The organism is Affinibrenneria salicis, from assembly GCF_008710095.1.
Window position 1 is genome coordinate 87,573 of the sequence record NZ_VYKJ01000013.1, and the last position, 15,195, is coordinate 102,767.

General features: G+C 58.6%; 2 protein-coding genes and 2 pseudogenes. All 4 read left to right on the forward strand.

The window, feature by feature from the left end:
* Positions 1–146: 146 nt before the first annotated feature.
* Positions 147–1,748 (forward strand): annotated as a pseudogene (locus FJU30_RS27295) ((2,3-dihydroxybenzoyl)adenylate synthase); the annotation flags it as partial.
* Between the two features lie 54 nt (positions 1,749–1,802).
* Positions 1,803–3,077, forward strand: a pseudogene (locus FJU30_RS27300) (salicylate synthase); the annotation flags it as partial.
* Positions 3,074–9,682 carry a non-ribosomal peptide synthetase gene (locus FJU30_RS20870; protein WP_150436904.1) on the forward strand — a complete coding sequence of 2,203 codons (6,609 nt, stop codon included), beginning with the start codon at positions 3,074–3,076 and terminating at the stop codon, positions 9,680–9,682. The pseudogene FJU30_RS27300 and the gene FJU30_RS20870, both read left to right, overlap by 4 nt.
* Complete coding sequence (locus FJU30_RS20875; protein WP_150436905.1) at positions 9,679–15,195, forward strand: non-ribosomal peptide synthetase; 5,517 nt, start codon at positions 9,679–9,681, stop codon at positions 15,193–15,195. The genes FJU30_RS20870 and FJU30_RS20875 overlap by 4 nt, the downstream gene beginning before the upstream one ends.

Consider the following 15,195-nt stretch of genomic DNA (forward strand, 5'->3'; position numbering starts at 1 on the left):
TCATGATCAAAGAATTCTGATTGGGGTAATGACGTCCGTTTTCGGGTGGCTCACGTTACCGATATCCATAACGATGCTTATTCTGAATCACGCAGTAAGTTTGTTATTGGGAGGCAGGGATGGGTATTCGAAGGCTCAATTATGGGCTGACAGGCGATGCCGCCAAAAAAGAGGGTGAAGATGACGGAAGCCTGGATTTGACGCTGGAGCAATTACCGCAGGTATGGGCTCAGAGGTATGGTGAGCGTATTGCTCTGGTGGAGGGAACGGTTAAATGTACCTATGCCGACCTGAGCCGCCGCGCTGATAGTCTTGCGTCGGGATTCATGTCACTTGGCATCCATCGTGGAGACAGAGTATTACTGCAACTGCCTAACGGTATTAGTTTCGCCTTGTCATTTTTTGCATTGCTGCGTCTGGGAGCAATACCGCTGCTGGCGATGCCCGCCCAACGGTTGGATGATCTTTCCGCATTATGCGGCCAGGCCGCACCCGTCGCCTGCATTATGCCGGATCGTTTTCAGGGGTTTGACTACCGGGTGATGGCTAAAGAGTTACAGGCGTTGCATCCGGCTATGCGTTATGTCGTGGTCGATGGTGACCCTGACTTGTTCGTCTCCTTAAACGGACTGGCGTCCGGGCCCGATCGTTTGACTTATTCTCCGTGCTCCCGGGATACGGCGTTATTACTTCAGTCGGGCGGAACGACGGGCGTACCTAAGCTGATTCCCCGTACTCACGGCGATTATATTTACAATGCCCGGGCTTGTGCCGCGCTCTGCCGGCTGGATGCAGCAAGCGTTTATCTCGCCTCATTGCCGATAGCGCATAATTTTACCCTGGCCTGTCCGGGACTATTGGGAACGTTGTCGGCCGGAGGGCGGGTTGTGATGGCGAAAACGGCGGCGTGTGACGAGGCGTTTGCATTGATCGAACGTGAGCGGGTAACGATCGCTTCGCTGGTACCGCCGCTGGTTAAACTGTGGCTTCAGGCGCGGGAGTGGGATAAAACAGATCTGTCGAGCCTGAGAGTGTTGCAGGTCGGCGGCGCGCGCCTGAGTGCTGCATTGGCACGGAAAATCCCTCCCGCATTGGGTTGTCAATTACAGCAGGTCTTTGGTATGGCCGAGGGACTTTTGTGCCTGACGCGCCTCGATGATCCTGATGAAGTAATATTTCATACTCAGGGGCGGCCTCTTTCTCCGCGGGACGAGCTGAGGATTGTCGATGCTGACGGTCAGGATGTGCTTCCCGGAGAGACAGGCGAATTACTGGTGCGCGGACCTTATACCATCCGGTCCTATTATTGCGCCGCGCAACATAATGCCGGGGTCTTTACGGATGACGGTTATTTCCGGTCGGGAGATTTAGTTCGCCGTACTGCGGAAGGCAATATCGTTGTCGAGGGGCGAATTAAAGAGCAAATTAACCGGGCCGGCGAAAAGATAGCGGTCGCTGAGATCGAACGGCACCTGCTGGCTCACCCGGCGGTGGTTGATGCCGTAGTCATTCCCGTAAGAGACGCTATGTTAGGGGAACGCAGTTGTGCGTTCATTATTGCCCAGGGTACAGAGCTGCGTCTGCCGGATGTACATCACTTCATGTTCCAGAGAGGGGTGCCTCGCCATAAATTACCGGATCAACTGGAGTGCGTATCCCACTGGCCTTTGACCACTGTCGGTAAGATTAACAAGCGAAGCCTGGCCCAGTGGGCTGAATCTGCAGATGCCCGTCGTGCATCCAGACAGTATGCGGAACGGATTCTGCCGTTGTCGCAACCGCCGTTGCAGATTGCGACTGCGTTGGTACGCGAATTGGGAGATACGTCTTTCATTGTGTATGAGCGTGATGACGAGTGGTCTATTGGTATAGATGCTCTGGCGGAAATAACGGTTAGCGCCCGCCTGATGGAACTGGACTTTGGCGGCGAAAAGCGTCAGTGGCCGTATACTGATTTTGCCCGCACCCTGGAGCAGATTCTTTCCTCTTTGCCCATTATGGGGTGGCGGTTGTACGGTACGGCCGATTTTGAACTGTCTCACCTGTTTTATTCACTGCCTGTCGACGAATCGGAGCGTCCGTTGCTGCGGTTGATTATTCCCCGCTGTGAGGTACGTCTGCGTCGCGGTCAGGCGGTATTGCGAACGTCAGACATCGAAAATCCTGCCGCATGGGAACAGCGTATTGCCGCTCTGGATTCCGAGCTGATTGCACTGGATGTCCACGCCGCGGATCACGTTCCCGTGGAGATTCGACAGGTCCAGTGCGCTGACTACAAACAACAGGTCTTCGCGGCAGTCTCACAAATACACGCACATGAATACGATAAGGTAATTCTTTCCCGGACCATTCCTGTTTCGGCATCGGTAGATATTATTTCCAGCTATTTATCCGGTCGGAAGACCAACCAGCCCGCACGTTCCTTTTTGCTGCAGTTGCGGAACTTTCGCAGTGCCGGCTTTTGTCCGGAAACGGTCGTTGAGGTCTCCGGCGAGGGAGACGTGAGTACTCAGCCGCTGGCGGGAACGAGAGCGAGCGGAACAGATCCGGCAATGGAAGAACGTCTCCGTGCTGAGTTGCTGTCGGACCCGAAAGAGATCGCCGAGCACGCTATTTCCGTCAGACTGGCATTTGACGAACTGGAACAGATCTGTCAGGCGCAAACGGTTCGGGTGGATGAGTTCATGCAGGTATGCCGCCGTGGAACGGTACAGCACCTGGGCTCTCGCGTGCGGGGCCAGCTGGATAGCGGAAAAAATTGCTGGGATGCTTTTAAAGCGTTATTTCCGGCGGTAACGGCTTCCGGCATACCGAAACGACCGGCCATAGAAGCTATTGCCAGGCATGAGCAGAATCGGCGGGGATTATATAGCGGCTGCGTGCTGATCGCTGATCATGATGGCATGCTGGACGCGGCTTTGGTCCTGCGCTCAATCTTTCAGGAGGGGAATGAGACATGGCTGCGCGCTGGCGCCGGAATTGTAGCGATGTCCTTACCGGAGCGAGAACTGGAAGAAACATGTGAAAAACTTTCCAGCGTATCGACTTGCCTCTTTTCGCCACGGAGGTCGGTATGAACTCGTTATCCGGCAAAAGTACAGGCCAATGGCAGGCGCAAATTCGCGATCAGGTTCGTTCGATGCTGACGGATCCGCATACGACACTGAATGATGATGACCATCTGATAGAACTGGGGCTGGATTCTTTCAAACTGATGCGTCTGGTGAATGAATGGCGCAAGTCCGGCGTTAAGGTTAGCTTCGGTCAGTTGATTGAACGGCCCTGCCTGCGCGACTGGTGGGCGTTGCTCCGGTGTAATTCAGCCGATCAAGATGATGAAGATACGTCCCCGCCGCACCATTTTGATAAACGTGCGCCCTTTGCTTTAACTGATGTACAACACGCTTACTGGATTGGTCGTGGCGATGAGCAAATACTCGGCGGAGTGGGCTGCCATGCTTACCTGGAACTGGATGGCAGGGGGCTGGATCCTGAACGCTTACGCACCGTCTGGCGGCAGTTACTGACTCACCACGGTATGTTAAGGGCTCATTTTGATGAGCAGGGATATCAAGTTATTCCGGCAATAACCGAGCCTGAAGCGGCGTCGTTTACGCTCCATGACCTGAGCGCGCTTAGCCAGCAAAGCGTTGACGCGGCCCTGCGAACGCTGCGTGAACAGTTGTCTCACCGGCGGCTGCGCGTGGAGTACGGAGAGGTGATTGGCCTCGCTTTGAGCCTGTTGCCGGAAGGCAGGACTCGCCTGCATCTTGATATCGATCTGTTGGTCGCCGATGTGCAAAGCCTGCAGATCATTATCCGGGATCTGGCTGCGCTCTATGCCGACGACGTTACTCCGCCGGCGCCGATCGACTGGCACTTCGGTGAGCATCTTGCCGTGCAGCAAGAAAACAGGGCCCGCGAGCTGCCGGCGGCTGAAGGTTATTGGCGCAAGCGAATGGACGATTTTCCCGGTACGCCATTGCTTCCTCTGAGTACGGTTCCTGAAGCGATCCAAAAACCTCGGTTCAGGCGGCGTAGCTATCATTTATCCAATGCGATCTGGGCGAACATCCTACGCTATGCGGCGACAGCCCGGGTGACGCCGGCAATGGTCCTGGCCGCAGCCTATGCTGAAGTCCTGGCTAAGTGGAGCGCCGTACCCCGATTTTTGCTGAATGTCCCGTTGTTTGACCGGCATGGCAGTGAACCCGGCCTGGGACAGGTCGTTGCGGACTTCACTAATTTGTTACTGCTGGAGATCGATTGCCGCCAGCCATTATCATTTGGTGATCGCGTTCGCGCGCTGCAGGCCCAGTTTCATGCTGATGTGGCACACAGTGCGTTGTCCGGTATTCGTATCCAGCGGGAGCTGGCCCAGCGTAACCAGGGGGAACGGACGTTTGCTCCGGTAGTGTTTGCCTGCAATCTGGAAACGCCCCTGCTGGAGGTTTCAACGCAGAAGGTTCTGGGACAACTCAATTATATGATCTCCCAGACGCCACAAGTCTGGCTGGACCATCAGGTATACAAGACGGAAGACGGTATATTGCTGGCCTGGGACGCCGTTGATTCGTTGTTTCAGCCCGGCGTGATCGACGCGATGTTTGATGCGTATATCGATCTATTGAACCGACTGGGCCGAAATGCCGTCAGTTGGAGGCAGTTGGCAAATGTTCAGTTGCCTGCCTCGCAGCAGGCCGTCCGCGATCGGGTTAACGCCACCGATATCCGCTTCGAACCGCGAACGCTGCACTCGCGTTTCTTCGGCTACGCCGTCCGGCAGCCGGCGCAGGTGGCGCTGGTGGACGGCGCCAGCGGGCGGCAGATCGGCTATGGCGAACTTGCCCGGCGGGCGCTGCAGGTCGCGGCACTGCTGCGCCGGCACGGTATCCCGCCGCAGGCGCCGGTGGCCGTTACCCTGCCGCGCGGCGTCAGTCAGGTTGTCGCCGTGCTGGGTATTCTGGCCGCCGGCGCCTGTTATGTTCCGGTGGGCACCGGACAACCGCTTATGCGGCGGCAGCGGATCCACCAGCGGGCCGCTATCCGCTATGTTCTGACGGATAGCGCGCATCTCGCCGGGCTGGCGTCGCTGACCGCCGTCAGGATCGATATCGACGACGCCGATGCGCTGACCCCGCTGGCGGAGCCGGTTGCGGTCTCCGCGGACAGCCCCGCCTATATCATCTTCACTTCCGGGTCGACCGGCGAGCCCAAAGGGGTGACGATCCGCCATTGCTCGGCGGCCAATACGCTTGACGATCTGAACCAGCGCTACGGCGTGACGTCGGCCGACCGGATGCTGGCGCTGGCGGCGCTGGATTTTGATCTGTCGGTCTATGACATCTTTGGCGTGCTGGGCGCCGGCGGGAGTCTGGTGCTGCCGGATGAGACGATGTACCGGGATGCCGGCGCCTGGCTGTCGCTGGCTGAAACGCACCGCGTCACGCTGTGGAACAGCGTGCCTGTGCTGCTGGATATGCTGCTGGTGGCCGCAGAGGGAGAAGACCGGCAGGTGCCGCTGCGGCTGGTGATGGTCTCAGGCGACTGGATTAATCCGCAGCTGGCGGTCCGGCTGGCGCAGCGGGCGCCGGCGGCGCAGATGCTGGCGATGGGCGGAGCGACCGAAGCGTCAATCTGGTCGAATCTGTATGAGGTGCATCTGCCGCTGCCGGCGCACTGGCGTGCGCTGCCTTACGGCCGGCCGCTGGCGAATCAGCGCTACCGGGTGGTTAATTCGCAGGGGCAGGACTGCCCGGACTGGGTGACGGGCGAGCTCTGGATTGGCGGGGCCGGCGTGGCGCAGGGATATTGCGGCGATGAGCAGCGCACGGCCGGCAGTTTTGTCAGCCGGGAGGGAATGCGCTGGTATCGAACCGGCGATCTGGGTCGTTACTGGCCGGACGGAACGCTGGAGTTTCTGGGCAGAGAGGATCACCAGATCAAGCTGCGCGGACACCGCATTGAACTGGGGGAGATAGAGTCGGCGCTGCGCGGTCTGCCCGGCGTGCGCCAGGCGGTGGCGCTGGTCACCGGCGAACCGGCGATGCTGGCCGCGGCGCTGGCGTGCGGGCAAGCGCTGGATAGCGCCGCCGCTGCGGCAGCGCTGCGCGAGCTACTGCCGGAGTATATGGTGCCGACGCGCTGGCTGATGCTGGACACGCTGCCGCTGAGCGCCAACGGCAAGGTGGATCGGCAGCGATTAATCGCGCGTTGCGCCGAATACCAGAACCAGATTGTGAGTAAAAAAGCTCTGCCTGAAAGCGATATTGAGCGGCAAGTCGCCGCCGTCTGGGGGCAATTATTGGGGCGACAGCCGGTCTATCTTGATGACCATTTTTTTCAGATGGGCGGCGACAGTTTGTTGGCAACACAGGTTGTCGCGCAGCTACAACGCGAGGGGCTTTGCGCTTCCCGGCCATTACGACAGTTATTTGCCCGGCCGGTCCTGCGGGATTTTTCCATTATTTGGCAAAAGGGGCCGCATTGTTTGCCAGAGGCGGCGCGTTTATCACCGGATCCGTCAGGACGTTACCAGCCCTTCGATCTAACCGAAATTCAGCATGCGTACTGGATGGGGCAATTGGGTGAGTTCTCCCTGCGCTGTGGGACACATTATCTCATTGAGCTGGATGGAGAAAATATATCTCTTGCACGGATAGACCGAGCCTGGCGCGCGTTGTGGCTGCGCCATGACATGCTGCGAGCCTGCGTTGACGATGAAGGCAGACAATCTGTTGCGCCTGTTATTCCGCCGAACGCCCTGCAGATTGCTTCTCCCGCCGCGGATGTACATGCTGCAAAAAAACGCATCTCGGCATACTGGCAGCAGCGCGATCGCTCACGGACCGTTGCGCCATTGCATTCCCTGTATGCCGTCCCTTACGGCGATAACCGATGCCGTCTGGGGATGTTCTTTGATTATCTCACACTGGATGGCTATAGCATTAAGCTGTTGTTAAGTGAATTGATTACGTTATTCCAGGATGAGTCGGCATTGCCGCCTTTGCAGCTAAGTTTCAGGGATTATGTCACTCAGGTCGCAGTGGATAATACGATAGTGGAAGACGCGCAGCGTTACTGGGGGCAGAGACTTGATGAGCTGCCTCCTGCGCCGGCATTGCCGTTTCGCCAGGAGCCGGCAACGATCGGTACGGCGGAGTTTTCCCGTCTGCAGACTCGCCTGTCTGCGTCCGACTGGGCGTGTTTACGCCACGCTATCCGCGAGCGGGGTCTGACGCCATCAGCTCTGCTGCTTACCGTTTACGCACACGTATTATCTCAGTGGAGCGGCGGCGGCGCCCATACGCTGAATCTGACGCTATTTGACCGTCGTGATCTACATCCTGACGTTCAATATATAGTCGGTGATTTCACCACGCTGGCGCCGGTAGCATTTCAACCGGATGCTGACGCAAGCCTGCGGCATCTCGTCAGCGACATGCAGGCGCAGGTGGCGGAGGTTCTGGAACATCGAGCCGTATCCTCTGTCTGGATACAGCGCGAGCGAGCTCGCAAACGAGGTCTGCAGGCTGCCGCCTTACCCGTGGTGTTCACCAGCACGCTGGGACTGGTGGATGATTTCTTAAGTAATATTCCGGATGGTTTTCCCGATCTGGCTGACGGAGGTCTGTCGGAAACACCACAGGTGTGGCTGGATTATCAGGTGTTTGAACATCATGGTGAACTCGTCTTGTGTTGGGATTTTGAAGAAAAACTCTTTCCTGACGGCATGCTAAACGCCATGTTTGACACCAACATCGCCTTGCTTGGCCAATTGGTTTGGGATGACGCCGCCTGGTCTGCTCCGCTCCCTTCACTTATACCTGCCTCGCAGCAAGTCGTCCGCGATCGGGTTAACGCCACCGATATCCGCTTCGAACCGCGAACGCTGCACTCGCGTTTCTTCGGCTACGCCGCCCGGCAGCCGGCGCAGGTGGCGCTGGTGGACGGCGCCAGCGGGCGGCAGATCGGCTATGGCGAACTTGCCCGACGGGCGCTGCAGGTCGCGGCACTGCTGCGCCGGCACGGTATCCCGCCGCAGGCGCCGGTGGCCGTTACCCTGCCGCGCGGCGTCAGTCAGGTTGTCGCCGTGCTGGGCATTCTGGCCGCCGGCGCCTGTTATGTTCCGGTGGGCACCGGACAACCGCTTATGCGGCGGCAGCGGATCCACCAGCGGGCCGCTATCCGCTATGTGCTGACGGATAGCGCGCATCTCGCCGGGCTGGCGTCGCTGACCGCCGTCAGGATCGATATCGGCGACGCCGATGCGCTGACCCCGCTGGCGGAGCCGGTTGCGGTCTCCGCGGACAGCCCCGCCTATATCATCTTCACTTCCGGGTCGACCGGCGAGCCCAAAGGGGTGACGATCCGCCATTGCTCGGCGGCCAATACGCTTGACGATCTGAACCAGCGCTACGGCGTGACGTCGGCCGACCGGATGCTGGCGCTGGCGGCGCTGGATTTTGATCTGTCGGTCTATGACATCTTTGGCGTGCTGGGCGCCGGCGGGAGTCTGGTGCTGCCGGATGAGACGATGTACCGGGATGCCGGCGCCTGGCTGTCGCTGGCTGAAACGCACCGCGTCACGCTGTGGAACAGCGTGCCTGTGCTGCTGGATATGCTGCTGGTGGCCGCAGAGGGAGAAGACCGGCAGGTGCCGCTGCGGCTGGTGATGGTCTCAGGCGACTGGATTAATCCGCAGCTGGCGGTCCGGCTGGCGCAGCGGGCGCCGGCGGCGCAGATGCTGGCGATGGGCGGAGCGACCGAAGCGTCAATCTGGTCGAATCTGTATGAGGTGCATCTGCCGCTGCCGGCGCACTGGCGTGCGCTGCCTTACGGCCGGCCGCTGGCGAATCAGCGCTACCGGGTGGTTAATTCGCAGGGGCAGGACTGCCCGGACTGGGTGACGGGCGAGCTCTGGATTGGCGGGGCCGGCGTGGCGCAGGGATATTGCGGCGATGAGCAGCGCACGGCCGGCAGTTTTGTCAGCCGGGAGGGAATGCGCTGGTATCGAACCGGCGATCTGGGTCGTTACTGGCCGGACGGAACGCTGGAGTTTCTGGGCAGAGAGGATCACCAGATCAAGCTGCGCGGACACCGCATTGAACTGGGGGAGATAGAGTCGGCGCTGCGCGGTCTGCCCGGCGTGCGCCAGGCGGTGGCGCTGGTCACCGGCGAACCGGCGATGCTGGCCGCGGCGCTGGCGTGCGGGCAAGCGCTGGATAGCGCCGCTGCTGCGGCAGCGCTGCGCGAGCTACTGCCGGAGTATATGGTGCCGACGCGCTGGCTGATGCTGGAGACGCTGCCGCTGAGCGCCAACGGTAAGGTGGATCGGCGAGCTTTGGCTGAACGGTGTGCTTCGATAGACGCGTTACGGACTTTCGACGCTCCGCTGGATGATATAGAAGAGAAAATCGCCGCCGTATGGGCGCAGGTGCTTGGTTATGAAAGGGTTTCGCGTCATGACGATTTCTTTCTGCTGGGAGGGGATAGCCTGCGCGCCACCCGACTGGTGGAAGCGCTGCGTCGCCAGCCATTCGTCTCCGGACCGCTCTCGCTGCACAGTATTTTTGCTGCGCCCACGGTTGCAGAGCAAGCTGCATTATTGTGCGCTGCGCACGCGTCTCAGCCAGACACGGCGAGCGTTATGGACAACAGTTTTGAAGAGGGAATGCTATGAGTATCACTGAGTTGATTGCCAGATTCGAGGCGCTGGATGTCCTGCTATGGGAGGACGAAGGGCAGCTTCATTTTCGGGCGCCTCCAGGCACGTTAACAGAGGAGCGCAAGGCGCTGCTTCGATCCCATAAAGACGAATTATTGGCGTATTTGGCTGCTGCGGCGTCGACTGTTGCGGTGGCGGCCGATCCGCAACATCGCCACGACCCCTTTCCATTGACCGATGTTCAGGCGTCCTACCTGGTTGGCCGCGGCAATGCGTACGCCTGCGGCGGGATTGGTTGCCACGGTTATGTTGAGCTGGCGCTGCCGGATCTCGATCCGCATAGTCTTGAACGGGCATGGCACCAGGTGATCCTGCGGCATGATATGTTGCGAGCGATCATAGATAAAGATGGCTCGCAACGCGTACTGAATACCGTGATTCTTCCTGATCTGGTGGTGATGGACCTGCGTACCACGCCCGCAGACCAGACCTGCCAGGTGCTTGAGCAAGTCAGACAGGAAATGGCCACGCGTTGTTATGAGCCTGATGTCTGGCCCTTGTATGAGTTGCGGCTCAGTCGTACCGCGCAAGGGAGCCGTCTGCATCTGTCCCTCGATATGCTGGTGGCAGATTTTGTCAGCGCTCAGATCATTTTGTCTGAACTAGATCGGTTATACCACGAACCGGAGTGCGAACTCCCGCAGCCTGCGGTCACTTTCCGCGATGTCGTATTGGCGACGCGAAGCGCCCGGCAAATGCCCCAGGAGCGAGCCGCTTATGAAAAGGATCGCGCCTACTGGCTTGAGCGCATTCAATATATGCCGGGGCCGCCTGATTTACCGGTTCTGGGCGACGTTCAGGATAATATTCCCGTGCGCTTTCGACGCGTTGAGCGGGTGATTGAATCCGACGTGTGGCAATCGTTTTGCCGGTTTGCCGGCGCGAAGCGAGTAACGTCTACCGGCGCGGTGCTTGCTGCCTTCAGTGAAACACTCGGACTCTGGTCCAGACGCGCTGCGTTTTGTCTTAACGTCACGGTGCTGAATCGCCCCCCGGTTCACCCGGATATTTATAAGGTTGTTGGCGATTTCACGGCCATCAACGTGTTGGAAGTGAATACCGGCGCACCGGGTTCGTTCACGGAAAGGGCGCAGTGTACCCAGCGACAGCTTTGGGACGATCTGGCGCATAGCCGGTTTTCCGGGATTGAAGTATTGCGCGAGACGGCGCGCCAGCAGCAGGCGAACGTGATGATACCGGTCGTGTTCACCAGTACACTGGGTATAAATGAAAACGGAACCATGGACGGCGAATTCATGCGTGGCGCGCGGCTTAGCTACGGCATCACCCAAACGCCTCAGGTATGGCTGGATTGTCAGGTGAGCGAACGCAGCGGCGCTCTGCATGTTAACTGGGACGTGAGGGAAGGCATTTTCCCTGAGGGGGTCGTGGAGGATGCTTTTACGGCGTTTGCCGATTTGCTCAATGCCTTGGCCGCAGATGAAAGCGTCTGGCACGATGTCGCCCCACTGTCTTTGCCATCGCATTCCGCCCGCCGCCGCACGGCGGTCAACAATACCGCAGGGCCAATACCGGATGGCTCGCTATTGACTGGATTCCTCTACCGGGTGTCTGAGCAACCGGAGGCGCCGGCGGTTATTGATCAACATGGCGTTTGTTCGTATCTGGCGTTGGCCCGTCAGGCTGCCGCCGTCGCCCAGGCGTTATCCGCATCAGGAATGCCCGCAGGGGGGCGTGTAGCGATAGCGATGGAGAAAAGCATCGCTCAGATCGCGGCCGTCATCGGGGTTTTATGGGCCGGCGGCGTCTACCTGCCGATTGATCTTAATCAGCCGCAGGCGCGCAGAGATACGATGCTTGTTGACGCCGATGTACGCCTCATTCTGGTGGACGAGCGGGAGATGGCCTCGGCCTGGCCTGCCGATTGCGTTTGTATCGCAGCCGATCGGCTTGAACCGCTGCATGATATCCGCCGGACGCCCGTCGCGCGGATCGATCCCCAACAACTGGCCTATGTGATTTATACCTCGGGCACCACCGGCGCCCCTAAAGGCGTGATGATGAGTCATTGCGCGGCGCTCAATACGATCGCCGATATCAACCAGCGTTTCCAAATTCGCATAGACGATCGCGTGCTTGGGTTGGCAAATCTGGCCTTCGACCTGTCCGTTTACGATATTTTTGGTTTACTGACCGCCGGTGGCGCGTTGGTTCTGCCCGACCCTGCGCAGCAGGGGAATCCGGCCCATTGGGCCGAACTTATCCGCATTCACCGAATTACCCTGTGGAACGCCGTACCGGCACAGATGCAGATGCTGCAGAGCTATCTCAAAACCGAACCCGGCGCGAGTCCCGACGCTTTGCGTCTGGTCTTGCTGTCAGGGGACTGGATTCCGACAGGCTTACCCGGCGAGATACGCGGACGCTGTCCCGGGGCGAGAATTATCAGCCTGGGAGGGGCGACGGAAGCTGGTATCTGGTCAATCTACTATGACATTGTCGACATCCCTGCTGACGCTCATAGTATTCCTTACGGCACTCCGCTGGCGAATCAGCGGTTTTATATCCTGAATAGCCAAATGCGTCAGTGTCCGGATAGGGTGACGGGCGAAATCTATATTGCTGGCGCGGGGCTGGCTTTAGGCTATCTGAATAACCGTGAACAAACGCAAGCCCATTTTGTGCATCACCCCGACAGTGGTGAACGACTTTATCGCACCGGTGATTTGGGGCGTTATCGTTGCGATGGGGTTATTGAACTGCTGGGCCGAGACGACAGCCAGGTTAAAATTCGTGGTCACCGGATCGAACTGGGAGAAATCGAAAGCGTATTGCAACGTTGTCCCGGCGTGGCAATGGCTGCGGCAGTTGTTCATGGTGATTCTCCAGTGGAGAAGAAAATTACGGCTTTTGTTGAACCCTCGGCTTGCGCTGAGCCACTTCAGGAGGCGGAGCGATCTCGCTGGGCGCAGGCTGTCTGCCGGGCGGGTAACGCCAGCGTGGCCGGTCTCGACGGCGCGTCATTCAGCCAGTGGGTTGCCTGCGCCGACCAGATCGCCAGGCTTGACATGCTGCGCGCGCTGCGACAGTTTGGCCTGTTTCCGCATGCTGGCAGTGTTCACTCCCTCGATGAGATTATTGCTCAAGGACGGGTCGCCGCAGGATACCACCGACTGTTGCAACGCTGGTTGCGTACCTTATGTGAGGCTGGCTGGCTGGAGAGGGAGCCCTCCGGCGTTGCCTGGCGACTGCTGCGAGAACCGCCTGAAGAAAAAGCGAGTCTGCTCTGGGCTCAACTGGAGAGACTTGAGCAGAAAATTCATTACAGTGAAAAACTGTTGGGTTTTTTACGCACGTCCAGCCAGCATCTGCCAGAGCTGCTGAGGGGGGAAGTCGACCCTCTGACCTTACTGTTTCCTCAGGGCAAGCTGGATATCGCGCTGGCGGCCTACAACGATAACCTGGTGAATAGCTGCATGAACGCAGCGGTATGCGCCGCCGTCCGTCAGTTTGCGTTAACCCGAACCACAGTCAATGATGCGCTCCGGCCGTTGCGGGTACTCGAAATCGGCGCCGGAGTCGGTGGCACCAGCCGTGCGCTTATTCCTGTTCTTGCCGATTTCTCCGTGGATTATTTCTATAGCGATATTTCTCCCTTTTTCCTTAACGAGGCGCGTCAGCAATATAGTGCGTACCCGTGGGTGCGTTACGGGCTGCTGGATATTAATCAGGACTATATTTCTCAGGGATTCACCGCCGGCAACTGGGATGTCATTGTTTGCGCCAATGTGCTGCATAATGCGAAAAATGCGCCTGCCGTTCTGTCGCAGTTGCGTGAGCTGTGCGCACCGGGCGGCACCATGATTGTTATTGAGGCCACGAAAGAAATCCCCGCGTTAATGACGTCAATGGAGTTTGAAATCGGTCTGTCCGGGTTTACCGATGAACGGGCTGATTCTAACCAAACCTTCTTCACTGATGAGCAATGGCGCCGTATGTTTACTGCGGCGGGAGGCGATTTGGTGTGTGTCTATCCGCCCGTTAGCGACGCGCTGTCCTGTATCGGGCAGATGACGTTTGTGATTCATTTCCCGCAGACGCGCGCTATTCTGCATGACGCCGTGCTAAGACATCATCTTGAGCAGCGTTTACCAGGGTATATGCTGCCTGGCGTAATTGAATGCCTGCAGCAGATGCCGCTGTCGCGCAACGGGAAAGTCGACCGGGATATATTACGGCGGCGTGCGCAGCTGGCCGGCCAGTCTGCGGCAACAAATGTTAGCGTAGAGCAACCGTCCGATGATCTTGAGGTTCGAATCGCCGCCATCTGGGCGTCTATGCTGGGGCGGGAGCATCTGGGGCGCCATGAGGACTTCTTCCTGGCCGGAGGCGACTCATTATTGATCGCTCAGGTGGTGGCAAAGATGCGCACTGAATTACCCGAGGCAAAGGCATGGGAGTGGGATCGGTTGATGCGGGAAATCTTGCTGTCGCCCAGCGTTGCGGCTACCGCGATGGCGTTGCGCTCTGATCCCGGCAGCAACGATACGCCGAAGGCGCAACGGCGTCAGGTATCGGCGTTATCCTCACTGGCCGCTGGTCGACATGATGCGGCGCCGGTACATGTTGTACTGCACGATGGTAGCGGCACGTTGTCGCCATACCGCGCGCTGTTACCTCTGTTGAGCGCGGATCCCCGCCGTCGCGGAGAAATCCTCGGTTTTAGCGTGCCGGATGCGGAAGGTTACCTGGCGCGCGATCCCGAACATTTGATTGAGCAACTGGCCTGCGAGTATGCCGCATTATTGCTGGAAAAGGGATTATCGCATGTGCACCTGATTGGATACTGCATGGGGGGGCTGCTGGCGACAGAAATAGGCCGACTGCTGCTGGAGGCCGGCATTACGCTTGACCCTGTAACCGTGATTAGCAGCGATCGTTTTCGTTACCGCATTGATGATGACCTCCTGCTTGAGAGGGCCTTTGGCGGGTTAATGGGCGCGGATATCGCCGCTGCCGGGCATACGGTAGACAATGACCAACTGGCCGGGGTCTTAAAATCCTTAAGTGCGCGCTACGGCAAGCATTTCCCTGCCGGCTGTCTGCTGGATCTGCCGGAGGAATGGCGTTCGGTGTCCGCCTGCTATCGTCAACTGGGCGCGCGACCGGCGTCTGAGCGTCTTGCGGCTCTGGCCGCCACGGTTTCGACTAAGGCCTGGGATATTGCCGATAGTCAGATCGAAGGGTTATTCCATATCTTTCGTCATAGTTTGCGTGCCGTGGCCAGTTACCAGCCTGAGCCGTTCGCGGGCGATCTGCACCTGCTGCATGATGACAACGTCTTACATTTCTTGCCGGGATTACAGCCTGACATGAAAACCTTCTGGACGGATCTGGCTATTGGTGATCTGCGCATGGAGCGGATTGAAGGGGACCATCTGTCCTGCCTTCACCCTCCCTATGTTCAACATGTCGCCACCCGTATTCTGCAACCATGGGAGGCGTGA

Excerpts from the sequence above, each read along its gene's own strand:
- FJU30_RS20870 (WP_150436904.1), top strand. The coding sequence starts at position 3,074 with ATGAACTCGTTATCCGGCAAAAGTACAGGCCAATGGCAGGCGCAAATT.
- FJU30_RS20875 (WP_150436905.1), top strand. The coding sequence starts at position 9,679 with ATGAGTATCACTGAGTTGATTGCCAGATTCGAGGCGCTGGATGTCCTG.